17 protein-coding genes are annotated in these 22,222 nt (G+C 58.8%); 8 read left to right on the forward strand and 9 right to left on the reverse strand.

All coding sequences use genetic code 11. The features are described 5' to 3' along the window. Positions 1-55 precede the first annotated feature (55 nt). The 3 genes from CA85_RS05350 (at position 56) to CA85_RS24740 (ending at position 5,096) form a co-directional block, all read left to right on the forward strand. On the forward strand, positions 56-3,322 hold the full coding sequence (locus CA85_RS05350) for a sulfatase-like hydrolase/transferase (protein ID WP_146390249.1): 3,267 nt from the start codon (positions 56-58) through the stop codon (positions 3,320-3,322). Positions 3,323-3,484: 162 nt separating this feature from the next. Continuing rightward, entirely contained in the window at positions 3,485-4,651 is a 1,167-nt protein-coding gene (locus CA85_RS05355; RefSeq protein ID WP_391564840.1) for a DUF1559 domain-containing protein, read from the forward strand. Between the two features lie 268 nt (positions 4,652-4,919). Next, positions 4,920-5,096: a hypothetical protein gene (locus CA85_RS24740; protein ID WP_186774776.1), complete on the forward strand. Its 177-nt coding sequence runs from the start codon at positions 4,920-4,922 to the stop codon at positions 5,094-5,096. Positions 5,097-5,144: 48 nt separating this feature from the next. On the opposite strand, the gene CA85_RS05360 is transcribed toward CA85_RS24740, so the two are convergent. The 8 genes from CA85_RS05360 to CA85_RS05395 form a co-directional block, all read right to left on the reverse strand. Beyond that, complete coding sequence (locus tag CA85_RS05360; RefSeq protein ID WP_146390251.1) at positions 5,145-5,855, reverse strand: 3-keto-disaccharide hydrolase; 711 nt, start codon at positions 5,853-5,855, stop codon at positions 5,145-5,147. 120 nt (positions 5,856-5,975) lie between these two features. Further along, the gene (locus tag CA85_RS05365) at positions 5,976-6,560 is read right to left on the reverse strand and encodes an NUDIX hydrolase (protein WP_246112527.1); all 585 of its coding nucleotides are present in this window, start codon (positions 6,558-6,560) and stop codon (positions 5,976-5,978) included. A 2-nt stretch (positions 6,561-6,562) separates the two neighbouring features. Beyond that, entirely contained in the window at positions 6,563-7,954 is a 1,392-nt protein-coding gene (locus CA85_RS05370) for a transcriptional regulator (protein ID WP_146390253.1), read from the reverse strand. After that, positions 7,951-9,711 carry a glutamine--tRNA ligase/YqeY domain fusion protein gene (locus CA85_RS05375; protein ID WP_246112528.1) on the reverse strand — a complete coding sequence of 587 codons (1,761 nt, stop codon included), beginning with the start codon at positions 9,709-9,711 and terminating at the stop codon, positions 7,951-7,953. Before CA85_RS05375 ends, CA85_RS05370 begins: the two co-directional genes overlap by 4 nt. An 83-nt stretch (positions 9,712-9,794) precedes the next feature. Next, on the reverse strand, positions 9,795-11,048 hold the full coding sequence (locus tag CA85_RS05380; RefSeq protein ID WP_146390254.1) for a DUF1559 domain-containing protein: 1,254 nt from the start codon (positions 11,046-11,048) through the stop codon (positions 9,795-9,797). Next, the gene (locus tag CA85_RS05385) at positions 11,045-11,248 is read right to left on the reverse strand and encodes a hypothetical protein (RefSeq protein ID WP_146390255.1); all 204 of its coding nucleotides are present in this window, start codon (positions 11,246-11,248) and stop codon (positions 11,045-11,047) included. The genes CA85_RS05380 and CA85_RS05385 overlap by 4 nt, the downstream gene beginning before the upstream one ends. A 264-nt stretch (positions 11,249-11,512) precedes the next feature. Beyond that, the gene (locus CA85_RS05390) at positions 11,513-13,288 is read right to left on the reverse strand and encodes a DUF11 domain-containing protein (protein ID WP_246112529.1); all 1,776 of its coding nucleotides are present in this window, start codon (positions 13,286-13,288) and stop codon (positions 11,513-11,515) included. A gap of 546 nt (positions 13,289-13,834) precedes the next feature. Continuing rightward, positions 13,835-15,112, reverse strand: a complete 1,278-nt coding sequence (locus CA85_RS05395; protein ID WP_186774758.1) for an ATP-grasp domain-containing protein — start codon at positions 15,110-15,112, stop codon at positions 13,835-13,837. Between the two features lie 103 nt (positions 15,113-15,215). Between CA85_RS05395 and fae the strand changes: the two genes are divergently transcribed. Both fae and CA85_RS05405 read left to right on the forward strand, forming a co-directional pair. After that, positions 15,216-15,713, forward strand: a complete 498-nt coding sequence (gene fae, locus CA85_RS05400; RefSeq protein WP_146390257.1) for a formaldehyde-activating enzyme — start codon at positions 15,216-15,218, stop codon at positions 15,711-15,713. A gap of 118 nt (positions 15,714-15,831) precedes the next feature. Continuing rightward, the gene (locus tag CA85_RS05405; protein WP_146390258.1) at positions 15,832-16,731 is read left to right on the forward strand and encodes an NADP-dependent methylenetetrahydromethanopterin/methylenetetrahydrofolate dehydrogenase; all 900 of its coding nucleotides are present in this window, start codon (positions 15,832-15,834) and stop codon (positions 16,729-16,731) included. Positions 16,732-17,812: 1,081 nt separating this feature from the next. Here CA85_RS05405 and CA85_RS05410 read toward each other — a convergent pair. Continuing rightward, positions 17,813-18,685 (reverse strand): metallophosphoesterase, encoded by an 873-nt coding sequence (locus tag CA85_RS05410; protein ID WP_146390259.1) that lies wholly within the window; start codon positions 18,683-18,685, stop codon positions 17,813-17,815. 34 nt (positions 18,686-18,719) lie between these two features. Between CA85_RS05410 and CA85_RS05415 the strand changes: the two genes are divergently transcribed. The 3 genes from CA85_RS05415 (at position 18,720) to CA85_RS05425 (ending at position 22,096) form a co-directional block, all read left to right on the forward strand. After that, entirely contained in the window at positions 18,720-20,411 is a 1,692-nt protein-coding gene (locus tag CA85_RS05415) for an outer membrane protein assembly factor BamB family protein (RefSeq protein WP_146390260.1), read from the forward strand. A 24-nt stretch (positions 20,412-20,435) separates the two neighbouring features. Further along, entirely contained in the window at positions 20,436-21,176 is a 741-nt protein-coding gene (gene bshB1, locus CA85_RS05420) for a bacillithiol biosynthesis deacetylase BshB1 (RefSeq protein WP_146390261.1), read from the forward strand. Positions 21,177-21,304: 128 nt separating this feature from the next. Further along, positions 21,305-22,096 (forward strand): endonuclease/exonuclease/phosphatase family protein, encoded by a 792-nt coding sequence (locus tag CA85_RS05425; protein ID WP_146390262.1) that lies wholly within the window; start codon positions 21,305-21,307, stop codon positions 22,094-22,096. Positions 22,097-22,222: the final 126 nt, after the last annotated feature.

Genomic DNA, 22,222 nt, shown 5'->3' on the forward strand with positions numbered 1-22,222 from the left:
CCACGCCGAGGCAGACGGAACGCCTGTCTTACTTTCTAAACTTTTGTATCACAACATGAATCATCGTTTTCTTCGTCCGCTTGTTTGGCTGGCTGCACTGCTCGCGATCACGCCCTTGTTGCTCCAGTCCGCCCATGCAACTGCGGCTACCGGGCAACCGAATATCATCGTGGTTTTGGCTGACGATCTGGGCTACTCGGATTTGGGGTGCTACGGTGGTGAGATCGACACGCCCCACATTGATTCCCTGGCTGCGGGTGGGGCGAAGTTCACTCAGGTTTATAACTCAGCCCGATGTTGCCCCAGCCGCGCGTCGCTGATGACAGGTCTCTATCCCACGCAGGCCGGTATCGGTGATTTCACCACGAACCGACCTGACAAGAACCGAGGGGCCGGGTATCTCGGCCGTCTGCGAGAGGATTGCGTCACGATGGCTGAGGTTCTCAAGCCCGCAGGCTATGGATGCTATTACGTCGGCAAGTGGCACCTGCATCCCGAGACCGGTCCGATTCAACGTGGGTTTGATGAGTTCTATGGTTACACAGAGGGTCATTCACACGATCAATACGACGCCGACTATTACATTCGTTTGCCCGCTGGGAAGACAAAGGAGATCGATCCGTCGGCTGATCAGTACTACGCCACGGATGTTTTCAACGAGTACGCGTTGGAGTTCATTCGCCAGGGGCAGGAATCTGATAGACCTTGGTTCCTATTCCTCGGGCACTCCTCGCCGCATTTCCCGGTCCAGTCGCCCCCTGAGCGAGCGGACAAGTACGATGCGATTTACCAGCGTGGCTGGGATGTTCTCCGCGAAGAACGGTATGAACGCATGCAGAAATTGGGGATTGTCGACGGGGAGAGCTGGACGTTGCCGCCGCGATCGATCGTACCGGTCGATCGCGACGACATCGCGAATGGTTTCCCCGGTGAGCAGAACCCGGCTTGGGACTCCCTCGACGCCGATCGCCAAGCCGACTTGGCTCGCCGCATGGCGGTCTTCGCCGCGATGGTCGAGGGCGTCGATACGGGTGTCGGCCGAATGGTCGATCACCTGAAGCAAACCGGTGAACTCGACAATACGCTGATCCTGTTTCTGAGTGACAACGGCGCATGCTATGAGTGGGGGCCATTCGGTTTTGACGGCGTTTCCCGGCGTGGAGAAACGATTTTGCGAACCGGCGAGGAACTGCGTGAAATCGGCGGCCGCGGGACTCACCAATCCTACGGCAGTGGCTGGGCAAACCTGGGCAACACGCCGCTGCGAATGTACAAACACTTCACCCACGAAGGCGGCATCAGTACTCCGTTCATCGCCCACTGGCCCGCCGGTATTGGCAAGCGAAACGATTGGGTTCGTCAACCGGCACACATGATGGATGTGCTACCGACGCTGATGGACGCCGCAGGTGCGGAGTATCCGGCACGGTACAACGGGAATGAAATCCAGCCCCGTGAGGGGACCAGCTTGCTGCCGGCGATGCGGGGCGAGAAATTGCCTCAGCGGACCATCGGATTTGACCATCAGGCCGCCCATGCACTTCGCGATGGCGATTGGAAGATCGTGTACAGCAAACGCATGCCTGAGGAGCTCACATGGGAACTCTACAATCTCGCCGAAGATCGCTGTGAAACAACCGACCTGGCCGAGCGTGAACCCGAGCGATTGGAAGCCATGATCGACGCCTGGGAAGAGTGGGCGACCCGGGTGGGCGTGACGTGGGCGGATTACGACCAGTCCAAACAGGCGGCATCGACGCAAGCGATCGAGTTCCCCCAGATTGCCCAATGTGTCTTGGAGCTGCACGCCGAGGTGCGGAGTGCCGCACCCGCTGGCGTCGTGATGGCCCAAGGTGGTAACCAGCACGGATACGCGATTCATTTCGTCGACGGACACCCCGCCTTCGACGTTCGTATCGATGGCCAGGTTCAGCGACTGATGTCCGAAATCCAAGTCAAGGGACGCGTGAAGCTGGATGCGACTTTGACAGCCTATGCAATGACTCTCGCGGTCAATGGTGGCGAGCCGATCACGGCGCCGTCACCTGGTTTGATCCCTGCCCAACCCATCGACGGGCTCAGTGTCGGTTGGGACGATCAATCCGCAGCAGGCGATTACCAGTCGCCCAACGCGTTCCGGGGCAAGGTGTTAGCGCATTCTGTCAAGGCAAAAACCGAGGACGCGTCCAACCCACCCGTCGCCAATGATGGCGATCGTTTCAATCCAGCATTCGTGCAAGAGCCCAGCGATCGCACGCCAGGGCCCGTGATGGACGGCGATACGATTCGTCGCGGGCTCAAAAGCCACGACCGCGCCTTGTACATCAAGTCGGGATGGATCCGAGATCCCTACATCACGCTCGGCCCGGACGACTATTACTACCTGACCGGGACACAGCCCAATGAGAACGACCCTCGTGAAGCCAAGGATCCGTACAACATTGGACTGGGCAACGAAAGCATCGTTGGCAATCAGGTTCGCGTGTATCGCAGCAAAGACTTGATTGACTGGGAGTCGCTCGGCGCCGTCTTTACGACCGATGACCTGCATCCGTCCAACCAGCGGACGAAGAAAGCTAAGCGAATTTGGGCTCCGGAGGTCCATTGGATGGGAGATCGCTGGGCGTTGGTTCACTGCCCGGCCTATCTCTCGAGTCTCGCGACGAGCGAGGAGAGTGAACTCGCCGGGCCGTGGGCCCATCCGATGAAATCCAACATGGGGCGACGCCACGACCCGTCCCTGTTCACCGACGACGACGAAACGGTTTATCTGCTGTGGCAGAACACGCTGGTCGCTCCACTGAGCCGAGGGCTCAATGAATATACTGCGGAACCGGTGCGAATTGACCCGGCGGGAACCCGCCCCTCGCCCGCTGGCAAGCCTATCAGTCGCATCGGGCATGAGGGTGCGACGATGATTAAAATCGGCGACAAGTACGTGCACTTTGGTACAGCGTGGTCGACCGACCAAGGACGCCAGGGATCGTACAATCTGTACTACAGCGTGGCCGACGACATCACCGGTCCCTATGGACCACGCCAGTTCGCAGGTCGCTTTCTCGGTCATGGCACGCCATTCCAAACCAAGGACGGCAAGTGGTGGTGTACGGCATTTTTCAATGGCAACGTCCCCCCGCTGCCGCGCGAGGGCATTGAATCTCGCGATCTCAGCGAAAATGCTCAAACGATTAACGAGCAAGGCGTGACGATTGTGCCGCTCGACATTCGAGTACGCGATAATGGTGACGTGTTCATACGTGCCAAAGATCCAGCCTATGCGAATCCCGGGCCTGACGAAGCTCAGGAATTCAGCAGAATCTAAAACGATTTGTGAAGATTATGCATCTATTTCGCATGGGCGCCTCCTTACAGATTGGATAGGATCTTGCGTTCGAATCGACTCCCTTCGGTTTGACAATTTTTTCAATACCAATTTACGCACCCTAAAATCGGGGTGAAGTTGTTCTTAAAACGGAGAATGTCCATGTTGACACGGAAAACTCGCTCGAGCGGTTTCACATTGGTGGAACTGCTGGTGGTGATCGCCATTATTGGGGTCTTGGTCGGGCTATTGCTGCCCGCTGTACAAGCAGCTCGGGAAGCAGCCCGGCGGATGTCCTGCTCCAATAATTTCAAACAGTTGGGATTGGCCCTGCACAACTACCATTCCACGTACGATCAACTGCCTCAACAGGGCGGGGGTACGGGCGAACCCACATCGAGCGCATTGACGACCAACAGGGATCGCCTGTCGGCGATGGTCGGGCTGACTCCATTCTTTGAACAGCAAGCGGTTTGGCAGCAGATCTCGAACCCCTACCAAGGTTCCGATGGCACGCTTTGGCCAGCGATGGGACCCGCGGCGTACCACGCCGGCTACGAACCATGGCGAACTCAGATTCAAACGCTGCTCTGTCCCTCCGATATCGCCCCCAACGGCCAGGTTGCTTTCGGTCAACTGAACTATGGATTCAGCTTCGGAGACTCGTTCTGGAACTGCAACAATGCACGAAACAATGCGGGCAACCCAGTCAACATTGGCCAGCATCGAGGGATGTTCAAGGATCGATTTGTCACACGATTCCGCGATTGCCTCGATGGTTTGAGTAATTCCATCATGATGGGCGAGATCCAACGCAGCAGCGGGAACCGCGAACTGGCCGGTGATGTTTTGGTTCGCAATGGCAGTGGGAACACAATGCGGGATCAACCCAGAGCTGAAATTCTCGAATTCGCCCGTGATCCCGAGCGGCCTCTGTTCTACCGGCCCGATGTGACGTTGGCAGTAGACACAAGTTCGGCGAAAAACCGTTTCCGCGGCTCTAACTGGGCTCAGGGTGAGCCTATGATGAGCGGCATGGGGGAAACTTTCCCGCCCAACTCCGCAAACGCTGTCCGCGGGGGCGGCGACGCCAATGGTCTCGGAGGCGTCTTCTCCGCCGGGAGCCGGCACCAAGGCGGCTGCCACGTGTTGATGGGCGATGGCTCGGTGCAGTTCATCACTGAGAGCGTTGATACCGGTAACACCAACACGGGACCGATTGGAACTACCGCGCCCACTGCTCCGCCAGCGGGTTCTGCCAGCAATTACGGCGTCTGGGGCGCCGCGGGCAGCATCAGCGGCCGCGAAACCGTATCGCTCAACGATTAACCGATTGTCGACTGAGTGAGCTGAGATACGTAAGCGGCCCGGATGGCTGCGCTGCCTGGCGCCGTTACCGTACTCGGCTCACTACGATGTTGGCAACAGCGTCAATCCAATCGACAGCCCGGACTCTCCGGGCTTCTGCCTCGAACGACGAAGACACATTGAAACGGCATCCCGCCAGGTGCGACGGTGCCCTGCTTGCTCCTCTTCTTACGCCCTTGGTTACCGCGAAACCGCGATTGACCTTTTCCTCTGACCACGAATCAAAACCATGAAGATTTTCCTATTTGTTCCCATGCTCCTGCTCGCACTTCTTACCCTCCCGGGTTGCGGGTCGGGTAGTGAGGCTACCGTCAATCCCGCACCTGAAATCACCGACGAAGAGTTCCTCGAGATGGACGCGGAAAGCGATCGGGCGCGTCAAGAAGCGCTTCGCGAAGAGAGCTGATCTAATCGCGAACGCGCCGGGTACACTGTCACGCGAGTCTCGGCGAAATCAATCCAGACGGCGGACGCGAATGTTTCGAAACGCGACTTCGTCGTTGTGATCTTGCAGGCAGATGTATCCGGAGTCGGCTTCGCCGAACCCCTCCCATTTCCCGAATTTGCTTTTGGCAACGCGTTCATTCCAATCGTCGCTGCCTTTGACGAACTCGGCGTATTTCACGCCGTTAAGGTGGCTGACGGACTTTTTAGGTGTGATCCTGATCTTTAACTTATTCCACTGACCGGCTGGTTTCGCCGCATCGGTGTCCGCAGCGTAGAGTTGGTACAGCCAACCACATTTTTGGGGATCGTGACCGCCAACATGATCTTGAATCTGAAATTCGGGACCCGTGTAGTAAGGAGGCTTGTCAGTCTCGAGCACGTGAAAGAGGACACCGCTGTTGGCTGCGGGAGTGACTTTGAACTCCAGTTCGAGTACGAAGGCGCCAAACTTTTCCTTCGTGATGAGGTTTTCATTGCGGGCTCCCTCCCCTTGGTCCTTCTTGGCGATGCAGACCAAGTTGTCGCCGTCAATCTTCCAACCCGTGGTGACCGACGGGTGCCCGTATTCCCGCCACGCATCGAGCGACGAGCCATCGAATAGCGTTTGCCACTCCCCGCGTGGGGACTTCGAGTCGGACGGTTTCGATTCTTCTGCGAATGCGAACGCGGAATGCGTCACCAGCGAGAGGACGACGAGTCCGAGAGTCATGTTCTTCATGTGAGTTTTCCTGAGAGGAATGCGGCTACGAAGGTAAAATTCAAGAGTGCTATCATGGTGTCATCCTGAGCGGAAAGCAAGAATTGGCCGGGGAATTTGAATGACACGCGCTGGCGGTGCTTACTGCTTTTCCGGCACTGCGGGAGCCCCGCCGTCGGAGACCCGCCGCGACAACCACAGCTCCACGGCGATCCGGTTGGATGGAAATGCCATGTTGCCGAGAATTTCCTCGTCAGGGACGCACCAGCGATATTCACACAGTTCGCTTGCGGCGAGTTCCACAGGGTGCGTGGCGACAACGCGGCAGACGAAGAACATGTCCAGCACGTCGGCGGTTGCTCCGGTATGAGTATAGAGGTTGGGGCCGGTCGTCAGCAGTTCGTGGTGACACAGGATGAGTTGTGTTTCCTCTTGAATTTCACGCGCGAGCGCCTCGTAGGCTGTCTCTCCGCGGTCGACAAACCCGCCGGGTAAACCCCATTGATGTTTGCCTGGATCGCGCGCACGACGTACGAGTAGCAGGCGGTTCTGTTCGTCGACCACGAGTCCGCCCACCGCCGCGACGGGTCCGAAGTAGATCGCCAGACCACAGTCGCCGCACTGAAATGGGATCGATCCAGGCGTTGCATTGGGCGTTCCGCAGCGGGGGCAGTATGCGAACGCCTGCTCGATTCGCTGCCCCGATGGGTTATCAGAAGAGGGCATGTTCAGGATCCCTCGCTCGCGGTTTCCGTTCGAGCGATGCATGCGGCCTGGTAATGAGCGGCGCGGAGCATCCCTGCGGCTTGGCAGGTTTGACCGAGTCGGTGCAGTTCCTCCACGGAGCTGATGATGCCGATCCCGAGTGCTTCGACGTCCGCATCGGCGAGTCGACTGTGCAGGAAAACACGATTCGCTGCAATCAATTCGGCGAGCTTCCGCGCCAAGGCGCGATCGGTGCTCCAATCAGAGAAATCGGCACCCGGCTCGGTTATCTCGGTTGCCGGTTCGCGATCGGGATCGTCGCTGGAGGTGCTGAGCGGTCCCTCGCTTCCAGGGCGGTCGCTGAATTCGTGTTGCCACACTGCACTGGGGGGTTCTTGCAGTTGCGACCAGACCACAATGGCTGAATCGCCCTCGGTGTGCCGGTTTGCCGCGATCGCGGCGCGAGCGACGTTGGCCCAGGTCTGTACGTTGGTATCGCCGTCGAGGGCGGCGACAACCATCTCGGCCACAGGGCGGGTTTCGTGCTCGCCCATGTGATCGCGTTCATCGGCATGCAGCGTGTCGAGTTCACTACGAATGGCGTCGGGAGTGCCGGTCAAAATACGTGCCACGCTGCCCGCAGCGTTGGACGACACCATCACCAGCAACTGCACACCGAGCAGCCAGCCGACTTCCTGGGCCATCCGTTCGGACTCTTCGAGCGATACTGTCGTCTGATATCGCTGCATCGTGGAGGCGTCAGCGAACATGGGAAAGACATTGGCCTTGTCCATTCGCTCGGCGGCATCGCAGGCCCGAGCGGCAACGATAGGCAGCGTGAAATCTGCGTCGACCAAATCGCGGGCCAGGTAGACGGCTTCGGCATCTGCGTCGGCAGCGACATATCTCATTTCGCGCCGGTCACGCGGCAGGTGGCGTGTGACGGTAACTGCCGCGTGACCGCCGCTGGTCACCCCGCGATCGGTTTCAGAGTCCTTGGAGATCGCGTCGCTGGGAATGCCCGTCTGAAATCTCTCGGTCAAGGCTTGGTAGCAGGCATCGGAAGCTTCCTGCCAAAGGACGATACTCACTCGCCCGGCTTGGCAGGACTCCAATACCCGTAAAACACCAGCGATGACTTCGGCGACGCGAGGGACGTTCGGGTCAACCGCCAGGGCGACGTGATCGCCAGCCAAAATCGCGTTGCGGATGTCAGGGTAATCCAGTGGCGTGCGCAGCGAGGTTTCCGCCAACTGCCGAGTCGCTTCGACCGAGTCGTCGCGTGGCGCACTGCGGTATGCGATGGGACCTGTGATCGCGACGGGACACAACTCCCAGGGCTCGCCCGCCACCGCATGGCGGTAGTCTTCGGCAGCGACAACTGGTAGCGAAAATCGTGGCTTGGAGATACTCATTTTTTGCCTTTGGGAGGATTCTTGCTGGCAATCTTGGCCCAGGTATCACGCAGACCCACGATGCGGTTGAACACCAAGGCATCGTCGCGAGAATCCGCATCGACGACATAGTATCCGAGCCGCTCGAACTGGACGCGGTCGCCTGCCGCGGCAGCGGCCAGTTCCGGTTCGATCATCGCTGTGGTTGTTGAGAGGGAATCCGGGTTGAGGTAGTCCAGGAATGTTTTCCCCTCAGCGGGACTGTCGGGGTTTTCCGCTGTGAACAGTCGGTCGTAGTTTCGCACAGTGGCTTCGGTTGCATGATCACAGCTGACCCAGTGAATGGTGCCTTTGACCTTCCGCCCCGAGCTGTCTTCGCCGCTCTTGGTTTGCGGGTCGTAGGTGCACAGGATCTCGGTGATGTTTCCCGCGGAGTCTTTGACGACATCGTGACAGTCCACGATGTACCCGGCCCTTAAACGCACGGCGCCGCCTTTCTTAAGTCGGAAGAACTTCCGCGGGGCTTCTTCTTTGAAATCGTCTCGCTCGATCCATAGGCTGCCCGAGAACGGAATCTCGCGGCTGCCGGCCGATTCATCGCCCGGGTTATTGACCGCCGCCATCATCTCGACGTCCGAGCCGTGCTCGGCCCAGTTCGTGATCGTGAGTTTGACGGGGTCGAGTACCGCCATCCGCCGGGGGGCGACTTCATTGAGGTGCTCGCGGACGGCATTCTCGAGTCGAACGACGTCGATCGTGCTGTTGAATTTCGCGACGCCAATGTCGGCGCAGAAGGCACGGATCGACTCGGGCGTGTAGCCTCTGCGGCGGAGCCCCACCAGCGTTGGCATGCGGGGGTCGTCCCAACCCGATACGTAGTTTTCACGCACGAGTTGCAGTAATTTGCGTTTGCTCATCACGGTGTAGGTGATGTTCAAGCGGGCAAACTCAATTTGCCGTGGATGGTGGATGGCAAGTTTATCGCAGTACCAATCGTACAGCGGCCGGTGATGTTCAAATTCGAGTGTGCAGATCGAATGTGTGATCTTCTCGATCGAATCGCTTTGTCCGTGCGCCCAGTCGTACATCGGGTAGATGCACCAAGCATCGCCCGTGCGATGGTGGTTGATATGCGCAATCCGGTACATGACGGGGTCACGAAGATTGATATTGGGCGCCGCCATGTCGATTTTGGCGCGGAGTGTTTTCTCGCCGTCTTGGAACTCGCCGGCCTTCATCCGCCGCAGCAAATCGAGGTTTTCTGCGGGCGTATTGCTCCGCCCGGGGCTGTCTCGTCCCGGTTCGGTGAGCGTGCCACGGTATTCGCGGGTTTGCTCCGCCGTGAGGTCGCACACGTAGGCGTTCCCGTCGGTAACCAGTTTTTCCGCCCAGGCGTAGAGCTGCTCAAAATAATCGCTGGCGAAATGCAGTTCGTCCCACTCAAAGCCGAGCCACCGCACATCCTCTTGGATCGACTCGACGTACTCTGTTTCCTCTTTGCTAGGGTTGGTGTCGTCGAAACGCAGGTTGCAGCTACCACCGAGCTCTTTGGCCAGGCCAAAGTTCAAACAGATGCTTTTGGCGTGTCCAATGTGTAGGTATCCATTCGGTTCGGGTGGAAACCGAGTGCGTACCGCATCAAATCGCTTCGCCTCCAGGTCTGCGTCGATCGCTTGGCGGACGAAGTGCCGGCGAGCGGCGGTTGGGTCAGCAGGGGAGTCATCCTCACCGTTGCGTGCGGCAGGGTTCAGGTCGTCGTTGGGGGGAGGTGCGGTCACGGCGGGGGTCAACGGGTGAATCGGAAACAATGCGAAAGACGAGCCCGAGATTGTGACTGTTTTGGGCCGTTTCGGATAGGTTCCTAGAAATTCGTCCCCGTCGCATCACGCGAAGCTCGTGTTCCCAGGGCACCCCACAATCCGTAGGGGCTCGGTGATCCAGCAACGGTGGGGCTGTTGGCACCGCCGCTGAGTAAATCACAGTAGACACACGGGACACTTGGGTCACCTGCGTCAATCGAATCGGTAACGAACCTCGCTGCACCGTCGGCCATCAGCACGTGCACGCCGCCGGGATGGCGACTGCTCGGTGGGGCCACCCCATAGGTGTCTGAACTGCCGACCAAACAGATATGAGAGTTCGGTCCACGAATCGTATTGAACTGCGATTGCAGGGTGTGGAATGCTGCCCAGCGAAAACCTCGCTGAGAAACCGGTGCATAGGTGGTGACAACGGACAGGTCCCAGAAGTTCGGGCGACTGGGGGCAAAAAAGCCGAGGTCTCGACACTGGTTTGGATTATCCGCGACCGATTGAGCCGCGCTCTTGCCGCTGCTGGCTTTCGATGGCGCGCTCGTTCCGATCGTGCGGTTACTCGAATCGCTCAGTCCGGTCATGACTTCGCCGAGCGCAATGGTGTTGGAGAGGCCATCGAGGCAATCGCGAAAGCGGGTCGAGAGCCGCGGAACGAACAGACCTCGCATGCCGCAGCGGACGCGCCTCATCGCTTGCCCGTTGGACTGGTACTGCCAGCGGCCGCCTGAGGAGGGGCCGAGCCATACCGTCGCTCCATTCTCGGCATCGTAGAAGCTGTCACCGGTGCAGGCGGCGTAGTTAGTGCGGCCCAGCGCTGGCAACCCCACTCCGGGATCGCTGGGGCATCGCAGCGTGGGGATCTCCGTCAGCCACGGTGGGTATCTCACGACCAGCGGACGTGGCCCAAACGCGGGCCAAAGATCACCGTCGGGTTCCACCATCGGATTGCTGATCTGTTCCCATAATGGCTGCTGTTCGATGAACGGCAGCAATCCAACGAGATAGGACAACTCCAAACGGGTGAAACCGGTTCCGTCGTTGTTGTCTGCTGCCGAGGTCAAGCGGGACCGCTCATTGGTCGGCCCTGTGCCGTGCATCGGTAATTGGCCGTAGGTGGCGTGGTAGCTGTGGATCGCCAGACCGAGTTGTTTGACTTGGTTGCTGCAGCTCAACCGCCGGGCGGCTTCGCGGGCCGATTGAACCGCCGGCAGTAGCAAGCCGACTAAGACGCCGATGATGGCAATCACAACGAGTAACTCGACCAGCGTGAAGGCGGTCGGTCGGTGGCGGGCGGTATTCATCGCCCATTCCTCGCACGCTCTGACTCGGAAGCCTCGTCTTCGGCTTGGATCAATGCTTCGACGTCGTCGTAGCTGTACTCGTCGGATTCCCCAACGACGCCTCCATGACGGCTACAGCCATTGCTGGCGGAGAAAAACGACGCCACGACTACTAGCGAAGCGATCGTGAGTAAGGCTTGATCCAAAGATAGCTTTGTCACTTTTCTGTCCCCAAAAATGAGGGTTCGTTTCTCTCTTTGTAGGGGAGGCAAGTGGCTGGGGCAAGAAAAAACTAAGCAAAAAGGTCACGAAACATTTCCGCGACTATCATTCCGGTTCATTGATGCGGCACGTGCGATGTTGCCGACGGATGCCACGCTGCAGAGTCGCTATCCATGAAAAGAGCCCGCTTGAAACCAAGCGGGCTCTCGATCTTTCAGTCAGTCGCGAGAAGAGGTGTTTCTCGGACCGGTGAGGGGCGATGACTACTCATCGGACCCTTCGCTGAACAACTCAGTGGGCTCTTCCGAACTCACGGACTCGTCGAGCGTTTTACTCGAGAGGTTGGCTTTCACTTTGACACTTCCCGAGCCACTGGCTTTGGCGACCAACTTGTAGTCTTCCCGTTGGCCAGCTTTCATGGACTTGATGGCGTCAAAAGTGACTACTCCGCCATCCTGATTGAACTCAGTGGGGCCATTGGCACTGACGAACTCGAGCCCATCGGGGATTTCCATCTCCAACTGAACATTGCTGTCAGCAGCGTCACCTTCGTTCCAAACGCGGGCGGTGTAGGTCACTTCGTCGCCGTTGGCAACGGGGTCATCGCTATCAATGATCATGATTTGGAGGGCGGGCAACCGCACAACCTCAACCGATGCCATGGCAACGGCGGTCGTTTTCGCACTGGCCTGCTCCCGGTCGGTCGCAGCATCCACATCGCAGATATACAACGCTTCTACCTTGGTCGCGAGTTTCTCGACGTCATTCGGTTGGACCGTGTACTGGAACTGAGCCGTTTCTCCTGCAGCGAGAGAATCGATGGTGAAGGACTGCTTCGCCATCTTGGTAGCATTGGACTTCGAGTTGTCTCCCTCGTTAGATCCCTGCTTGTCGCTGTCGCCGGCCGAGTTTCCGTCACCACTCTTAGCGAGTGTAGGCTGTTGTTGGTCGGACTTGGATTCGTCACCCTGCTTGGAGGCTTTCTTCTTCGAGACGTCGCCGAGGTTGGCGAGCGAGGCTTGTTCGGGCCACATCACCGTCACGTCGACATCAGTTGCATCCACATTGCCAGTGTTCCTCACCGTAGCAGTGAATTGAGCCGTTTTCTCTCCTTGGATCTTCTTGGGGCCATTGATTCGGACAGCAAGATCGGCCGCACTGACTTTCGTAGTCGTCTTCTTACTTCGGGATTGAAGATCGCTATCGGTGGCTTTCGCAGTCGCTCGGCTGGAGAAGCTACCGGCTTTGGTCGCAAAAACGCGAGCCTTGAACGAACGGGTGTCACCCGCACTCAACCCATCCACAACGAACTTGAGAGAGTTCTCGCCGTCGATGGTTTCGAGTCCATTGCCGAGCTTGTCGGAGATCGTCATCGCACCCACGTCACCACTGCCGCCATTCTTGATCGAGTAAACGATCTCGATCACGTTGCAGCGGTCGGCCGTTTTAGGCGCCTTTTTCGTTAGCTCGAGTTCGGGCTTGACGACCGTCGTCGTCAAGCAGACCGCAGGGGTATAGCTGGCGATCTCGAGGCAGCTCTTGAGGTCTCCCTCTTTGTCGGCAGTGGCTTTGACCACGAACGTTTGGCTCTCGCCCGGTTTCAAAGCACTAATCTTGAGCTGCTTTGGTTTGTTGTTCTTGCCGTTCTGAGATTCTTTGGCTTTCTGCGATTGATCGCCTGACTTTTCCTGCTCGTCACTTCCGTTTTCTTCTGACTGAGACGAGTTCGTCGCGTTGGATTGCTTCGAGACGGATTCGACGGTCAAGCCTTCCGCCTTGCGATGTTTCAACACAACGTCGTGGAGCGTCATGTTGTCACTGCTGTTGGACACGGTCACGGTGTACTCGAAAGACTCACCAGCATGTGTTTGTTGCGGCATGTCGGCCTGCAATGACAGCAGTCCGTCGCCAGTGCGAGCAGTCGTGGTCGAGGAGGATTGAGGCGTCTCTTGGGATGGCTCCTGCGAGGTGGCGTTCGTCGTGAACGCGCAGACGCCCGCCAGAGCGAGAGGTGCGAGAAAGGTTTGCATGCGTTTCATCGTTTCATCCTTAGTCTTGTTGGCATGTTGTCCGAGACATCAGTGTGGTCTGCGGAAAAAAGATTTGTTGGGGATGAGAAGCAAGCAGGTGACGTGCCAATGTCTTAGAGAAGGGACTCGCAGGCGAAAGCTTTCCGTCCTTAGCTCTCGGGAGGACTTGCAGCGAGTACTCCAGAGTTGCTTAGCAGTCTCGATAGGGTAGGTGAATCGCTTCTGCAGGTTGAGAAGTCCTGCGGAACCACACCTGGAACGGGGCGTTCGTCATCGGCCGCCGAGAGCGACGGCTATCGAATCAGGCTGGTGTTCAATCGACCGATGCAATGTGGATTGCCCGATACTACTGCCATGTCAACGGATGCACCGCGTTGAGGGCGTCCTGCTTCGGTTGAGGGTTGGCAGGCTGAAGGCGCATCGAACCGGGCGTCTCTGACGCTGAGATCTTTTGCACGCGGAGGTAGTTGACGGACGCACACGCACTGCACGCGTGTGCCTCGTTTCATGAGGTATTGGCTCTCGGTGTCTGAACCGCATCACCGGCGAGGGGTACTATGAGCGAACACACTTTTGGATCTCGCGTTGGCCGAGGCGAACGCAGCGGGCCAGCGAAGCTGCATCGGCTACGCCGTCGACTAGTAGAGTCGCAATCGGCTGTCCTCGCTGCACCGGAGTACCGTCAGCGGGGACGTCGGCGATTTGCCATTGGACGGGAACGTCGCCGTCGCGAACTAGCCCACCAGATCCGCTTTTCTGACGAGCCAGTTCCGTCAGATACGCCTGCCCGCTTGAGCGGCTGTAGACGATCCGTTTGACATGAGACGAGGTTGGCGAAAGCGGCGTGCTGGGGAACGCGTGGGACCTGGAAGGGATCGGGAATCTCTGCGGCAGCACCGCAGCGAGGTGCCCACGCATGAGTGAGGTCGTGTCCAGACAGCGGTGGGTATGCTGCATCGACTTCTCGAGCACCTCGCATGAGGCACTGGGGCGTTCATTGATTTCGAGCAGCCACCACTGATTCTCCCGGTCGACGATCCAGTCCAGATTGAAGAGTCCCCGTAAGCGGCGAGTTCGGCTGATTTGCTCGCAGAGCGAATGCATTGCTGACCACGGCACCGCGTCCTTGGGAGCGGTGGTGCGTGAGCCGGCATAGATGAAGGGGCGGTCGCCGATGCGTTGGTAAATCGCCTGCGTCATGCCAAGCAAGGAAACGCCCCACTCATCGGCCAGGGCCACCAGTCCCATGGCGCGACCGGGAATCCAACGCTGTAGGACGGCGGACGCTGGGATCTCTCGATGATGCCAACTCTCGCGGAAGCTCACGCCGAGGCCGCCCGTCGCTTGCGACTCCTTGACGAGCCAGCGTCCGTTGCTGTCGTGGGCAGCGAGGTTGGCCGAGACGCTTTCGGGGACACGAAATCCAGCATCCCGCGCCTGCTCCGCCAGTTCAGTCTGCGCCGGACTGAGAGCAGTGGCGGGGTGCCGTTGGAAGGGCTCATCTAGCCCCGGCGAGACCGACATCAGGCCACCGACTTCAATCACGGCTGCCCGTTGGCGGGCGGCGAGTTGGGAGATGGATTGGACGAGTTGTTGTCGATCGGCTCGTTCAGCACTCGTTATCTTTTGGAAATGGGTGCATGCCGCGCGGGTGTCGAGGTCACCGAAGCAGTCCATGCCGACGACCCGGAATCCGCACGCCGCAGCGGACTGGGCCGCCCAGCGAACCGAGGATCCGACCAGCAAAACACTGCCTTGAGCCGCATTTCTACCCCGCTGCGGGGCGACCTGCTTGGCGGGGCCGGTCGGGTTTGTTACCGTTTTGCTTTGCAAGACCCACCCACCGCTCGATTGGGATTTCCATGTGTGGGGTAAGGACCTCGGGTTCCCCACCGGTCGTTTCCCAAACATCTCATTTACTTGGAGACATCCTGTCATGCATTTTCACATTGGAGAAGCCCTGGTTGGTGACGGCAACGAAGTCGCTCACATTGACCTGATGATCGGTAGCAAGAACGGTCCTGTCGGGACCGCCTTTGCAAACGCGCTGGCTACTCAAAGCGAAGGCCACTCGAATCTGTTGGCCGTGCTGGAGCCCAACGTGGCTGTTAAGCCAGCCACCGTCATGATCACCAAGGTGACGATCAAGGGGATGAAGCAGGCCGTGCAAATGTTCGGTCCCGCCCAAGCGGCTGTCGCCCAAGCGGTTGCTGATGCCGTGAGCCAAGGGGTTATCCCGAAAGACGCCGCGGAAGATCTCGTGTGCGTTTGCGGCGTGTTCATTCACCCTGCCGCCGAAGATGACGAGAAGATCTACAAGTACAATTACGAAGCCACTCTGGAATCGCTCAAGAATGCGATGGGCAGCAAGCCAAGTGTCGACGACATGTTGGCCAAGAAGGACGACGCGAAGCACCCCTTCCGCGGCTTCTAGGCTTGGCGTGAGTTTCTTGCGGGATGTCTGACCCTCAGCGGCGAGGCCGCTGAGTTCGTTGCAAAATGATTCCATCAAAGGGTCAGACCCCTTGTTCGGATAGGCAGGAAAACCGGTGATGTCCCAGAAAATTTTGCTCCAGTTCGACGTTGATTCCCAGCCGAGTTCATTCGACTCGGTCGTTGCCGTTGACGCGGGCGTGGACCATCTATTCCGGTATGACAACGTGGAGGCCTCCGGCGTCGAGTCGTTGGTACATGGCGCGATGTTTACCCGTGGCGGTGACGATCTCGCCAACACCGCGATCTTTGTCGGGGGCACTGATGTGCGAGCGGCGGAGGAGCTTTTCGCTGCCGTGCAGAACGCATTTTTTGGACCCGTGCGTGTCTCGGTAATGCTCGACGCATCGGGCTGCAACACGACGGCTGCCGCTGCGGTCGCGTCGCTGACGAAACACATTTCCTTGCCCGAAGCCACCTGCGTCGTACTCGGAGGTACCGGCCCGGTCGGCCGCCGTGTCGCGCACATGGCGGCGCGGCAGGGTGCCGACGTAATCCTGACGAGCCGTTCGCTCGAGCGAGCCGAGGAAGCCTGCGGCGAGATCACCTCGGGGCTTGGTAAATCCGTCAAGGGAGAGCCCCGCTTGGAAGCGGCGGCGCCCGAGACGCCAGAGGCGAAGATGCGGCTGCTCGGTCGGGCCGATGCAATCATCGCCTGTGGAGCGGCGGGCGTGGAGCTGTTGGCCAGTGACGAACTCAACGCCCTTGAGGGGCTGCGCGTTGCGATCGATCTCAACGCTGTCCCGCCCGCTGGCATCGGCGGGGTCGATTCGTTTGACAAGGCGAAGCGGCTGCGGGAGGACGACGAAAGCTCACCGTTGGTCTATGGACCGATCGGCGTGGGAGGACTGAAAATGCGGACTCACAAAGCAGCGATCGCCAAGCTGTTTGAGGCCAATGATACGGTCCTCGACGCCGACGAGATCTACGACCTGACCCTGGACGGGCTGTCGATTTAATGAGCCGAGACGCGTGGGCGGCGCTACCCGGGGCCTGACGGTGAATGCCACTTACTTTGGCCCCGTTATGGGGCATGGCTAGGTTGGTAACCCGATGCGTCACGGCATCTTGGCGCTCACCATTACCGGTAGAACGCCGACTAAATCAACGCGCCGGTCAGCGAGGAAAATGGGCTCATCCGACGGAAGCGTGCGCCCGAGGTTTTCAAGGCATGGCTCCCGTATCGAAGGATTTATTTGTGGGATGTGATTATCAATGTTAGACTGGCACTGCCGGGAGAGACGGAGCCGAGCTCTGCAGGGGTGCTGGCTTGGCAAGGGATATCTCGGTCGCCAGCGTTTCCCTGCAAAAGCGGTACGCCAATGGTGTTGTCGGTCCCTGGCGAGCGTTTGTTCGTCAGGGACGCATTTTTGAACGAGCATTGGATACTGGAGCCATGCCTGGTATGTCCCCAAGTTAGCCTAAAAAACTACCAGGGGCGCATTCTGAGTGCTTTCATTGAAGGAATTCACTTTCCCTTCAATCAAGGAACTCCGATATGGCAATCGCCACCAAGAAACGTTCGTCAAAATCGTCAAAATCCAATCAGGCCCGTTGCATCGGCAAGCCAGCTGGGGTGATTCAGCAGCGAGTCGAGGCGCAATCGTCTCATCTCCCGCGTCCGACGTCGTTGCCAAAGAACCAAACGCAAGGCAAAACCAGGAACAATGGAGTTGCTCGCCGACCCAAACCTCCTCGAGTACTGCTTAACTTGATGCCTATGAGGTCAGCGCCGCGCCACCTACGGATGTTCGTTGAAGATGGAGCGTCGACTCCGACGTGGGTCGCAGACCTCATCGTGAATGATCTTCAACTCCAATCGGGGTTGGCACGCGTTTTTCTCAGCGTTTCCGGTGGTGTTCGCTGCGCTCGACCACCGGCTATTTTCTTCAACGCCGTCGGCGTAGGAAAACTTGTGGCCAAAGGGACAGCTCGTCGCCTCGTCCGCGACAGAAAAGCTGTCGCAAACTGTGCGTCTGATTGATCACGCGTCTCGGCTCCGTCGATCGACAGCCCATCGATTCGCCGCGATTTTATTCATCAAACGCGGGTTTCGAGTACGATCGGCGCGAAGGGCACGTGTTTGACTGTCGCGCCTCCGTTGTAGAACTCGTAGCCTGCGATCCGGATCCCGCTCAGGCGTCGGTGGGTGTGGCCGAAAGCGATGCGGTGCACTCCCTCGCCCACCCAATCGGGCTGGCGATGCATCCAGTGCAGCAGGCGGAGACAAACATTTTTGCGTCGATGGGCGACGCCGGCTGTTGCCAAATGCAAACGCGCATTGACGGCGACGTTGTACAAACCATTGCGAATGGCGGGTGGCTGTGGCTTTCCGGTGCGCTCATGTTGCCATCGTGAGCGATAGTCGGCGAGTCCTGCGTGCACCCCGCCCGCTTCGATCACGTCGCCGTGGACCAGCAGGCAGTTCCCGATGCGAATGGCGTCGAGTCCCACGTACACTGCGCTCGGTTCGATCGCGAGTGTGGGTTGTTTCTGTGCGATGGGATACGCCCGTTGAGCGTTTCCCGCCCAATCCGCCAGGGCCGCTTGGAATTCGGGCTGGGCATCGTGATTGCCCGTCAGATAAACGAAAGTCTTCTCGGGGAATTCACGCTTCCAATCATCGAGCCATTCGATGGCGAGTCTGCGGGAGGTAGGGCCATCGCCCCTGCAGGACCAACAGAAATCGAACAGATCGCCCCCCCACACGCACAGGTCCGCAGACTCGATCGCTTGGCGAATCGCGAGCCGGTGGTCGGGATAGCTGCAGCGGGAACTCAGCAGATGCAGGTCCGAGATGAATGCGACCGTGCACAGGTCGGCCGATGCCTGATCGCCCAGCGATTCGCCCGGACGCACCAATGTCGCAATGTTGGGCGTTTTGGTATCATCGGATCCGTGGTCGATCGACATTCGCGCGCCTAAGAATATGGATGCAGTGACAAAAATGACCGAATCGAATGAGAGAGATTCCGTTTCGGATCGGCCGGAGACGGAGGTCCGCCCGCGGCAGAAACCATTCTTACGTCGAGCGGCGATTTCTGCCATCACCGGGATCCTGGCGATCGCGGTCGTGCAGTATTTTGCGCCTGACTATGACTACCAGATCGCCTTTATCCTGTGCGTCCTCATTGCGATCATTTCGTTGGGGCTGACGCTGTTCTTTCTGGAACGCGCCGCCTGGCGGGTCGGCCATCCGTGGATCGTACCACTGGCAACCCTTGCGATCGCGGTGTTATTGGTTTCCTTGGTGCGGATTCGAACACTTTCAGGCGAGATGATCCCGCAACTGGAGTGGCGGTTTACGTCGCGTGACGTTCCTGAACTGCAGCGATCGGTCGTGCAGTCGCCAGCCATCACGGACCAGGCCGATCGCAGCGAGATGGACCCTGCCGCCGCGTCCGATGAACCAACCGGAGATGATGACCTCGCAGGCTGGACACAGTTTCTGGGCGAGCACCGGACTGGCATTGTCGCCGATCGCAAGTTTGCGATCCCGCAATCGCCCAGTGACGTCGAGACGCTCTGGAATATCGGCATCGGTGCTGGTTGGTCGTCGTTCGCGATTTCGGGCGAGTATGCGGTGACGCTCGAACAGCGCGATGAGCGCGAGTGTGTAACTGCATACCGGATATCCGATGGAGAACTGCTGTGGATCGTTGATCATGAGGCAGTGCACACCCATCCGCTGGGCGAGACCGGGCCACGGTCGACGCCGACGATCGATGACGGCCGTGTATATGCCCAGGGTGCAACAGGGATGCTGTGGTGCCTCGACCTGGCGAGTGGCGATGTGATCTGGCAAGTGGACCTATTGGAACTGGCCGATTGGGACCAAGCCGAATCCGAGTCCGCGATCACTTGGGGACGCAGCGGATCGCCCCTCCTCGTTGATGGGCTGTGCGTCGTCCCGTTCGGGGCGGACTCGGATCGTGATGGCCGGTCGCTCGTCGCGCTCAGTGCCGAGGATGGTGAAGTCCGGTGGACAGCAGGCGATGATCAAATCAGCTATGCCTCGCCCCAGCTCCTCACGCTGGCGGGCCAGCGACAGATTGTGATTGTCAACGAGAAGACTATCTCAGGGCATGCAATCGACTCCGGTGCGCAGCTTTGGCAGACCAAGTGGTCGGGCCAAAGCAACGGGGCTGCGAACTGTTCCGCAGTCGTCCCCGCCGGTGAGAATCGGTTCTTGATCGGCAAGGGGTATGGCGGAGGCAGCGCCTTGATCGAAGTCCAACGCAGCGAATCCGGGGACGGTTTTGTCGCTGAGGACGTGTGGCACTCCAGCCGCGTTTTGAAAACGAAATTCAATCACGCAGTGACCCGCGATGGTGTCGCCTACGCGTTGAGCAACGGTGCTCTGCAAGCGATCGAGTTGGAATCGGGGCGACGACTATGGGAGCAATCCCGGCGCAGTCGATCGGGCCAGGGACAAGTCATTCTGGCCGGAGACACTTTGATCGTCCAAGAGGAGATGGGCGATATCTTGCTCGTCGCAGCAGACCCGAGCGAGTATCGCGAACAGCTGCGGTTGCCGGCCCTCGACCACAAGACGTGGAACGTGCCGAGCCTCGTGGGCGATGTCTTGTTGATACGTAATTCCGTCCAAGCCATGGCCCTGCAGCTTCCTGCCCAATAACTTTCCCAGCCCCTGAAAAGCGTAATGATCAACACTCTCACGCCGAGCGAATTTCCCAACCCCGACGAGATCGAGCCACTGGATTTTCTCGTCGTTGCGCCGCATCCCGACGATGCCGAACTCGGGATGGGTGGCACGATCATGCGGATGATCGATCAGGGCATGCGAGTGGGCGTGCTCGACCTCACATCGGGTGAGCCGACACCCTATGGCAGCATGGAGACTCGCATTCGCGAAACGGCTGCTGCCACTTCGGTGATGAAGTTAACGTGGCGTGGCAACGCGGGGCTGGTCAACCGCGGACTCGAAAACACGCTCGAAGCCCGAGAGCGGATCGCCAGCTACGTGCGCTGCCTCCGCCCACGCTGGTTGTTCGCTCCCTACTACCATGACGCGCACCCCGACCACATCGCAGCGACCGCACTCACCGAAGCGGCTCGGTTTCATGCGAAGTTAAGCAAAACGGATATGCCGGGGCCGCGACATCATCCCGAGCGGCTGTACTACTATTTCTGCATCCACTTGCGGCTCGCCGTCGAACCCGCGTGGATTGTCGATATCACTGAACAGTGGGAACGCAAGATGGAGGCTGTCCGCGCCTTTGACAGCCAGATGGTGACCGGGCGTCCGACCGCACCGCCGACACTGCTCGACCGCATTCGGCATGAGGGCGAGCACTGGGGCCGGATAATCAATCGGCGCTACGGCGAGCCCTTTGCCACCAAAGAACCGCTCGCCTTGAACAGCCTCCGCGACCTAATCTAAACGTTCCCTCCAATGGCCGAGGTCGCTGATACTCGGACCAGCCCGTGCTCCACAACTCGGACAGCCGCGCCTGCTCATGCAGGCAATGAACTCTCGTTTTTCGCCCCCTCTACCTGAGACTGACTCCTATGAAATCGCTTCGTTTTTCGCTGGCAATCGTTGTCGCGGCCATCGCGACTGTGACTCCGCTGACCCTTCAAGCCGAGGATGCATCGCCGGCCCACCGGGTCGTGTCGTACAACATCAAACACGGGCTCGGAAACGACGGCAAACTGGATTTGGCACGTACGGCAGAAGTCATTCGTAAACTGCAGCCCGACCTGGTCGCTCTGCAAGAAGTCGACAGGGGCACGCAGCGTAGCGAGGGAGTTGATCAACCCGCGGATCTGGCAAAGCGATTAGGCATGCAGAGCGCATTTGGGGCATTCATGGATTACGACGGTGGTCAGTATGGACTCGCCGTGTTGAGCCGGTATCCGATTGTGAAGACCGACGTCGTGCGGCTGCCACAAGGCAATGAGCCTCGTGTAGCGTTAGCCGTTGAGGTGGAGCTGCCCAATGGCGACGCGTTGACGGTGGTCGACGTGCATTTCGATTGGGTCAAAGACGATAGCTTTCGATTGTCGCAAGCTCAGAAGCTGAGCGAGTACCTGGACTCCTTGACGACGTCCTATGTCCTCATGGGCGACTTCAATGATCGGCCACAATCTGCCACCGTCCAACTATTCCGCGATCGCGCACTCGAAGCCCAAAAACCCGCCGATGATCATCTGACGTTTTCATCGAACAAACCCTCGATTGAAATTGATTTCATCTTTGCCGCCCCGAAATCCAAATGGAAATTTGAGAACGTCGACGTGATCGATGAGCCAGTCGCCTCGGACCATCGCCCGATCGTGGCAGAACTGCAATCGCGTTGAAACGCCCGCCGGGCTGTAGGGAATTTTGAGGTATTCGTCGTCGGTGGTTGACACCACCGGCAATGGGTGTGCCGCCCGCTGGGCTGCGGGGTTTTGGGCGAATAGTGCTCTTCAGGCCGGAGGCCG

Source organism: Allorhodopirellula solitaria, assembly GCF_007859855.1.
Classification (GTDB): Bacteria; Planctomycetota; Planctomycetia; order Pirellulales; family Pirellulaceae; genus Rhodopirellula; species Rhodopirellula solitaria.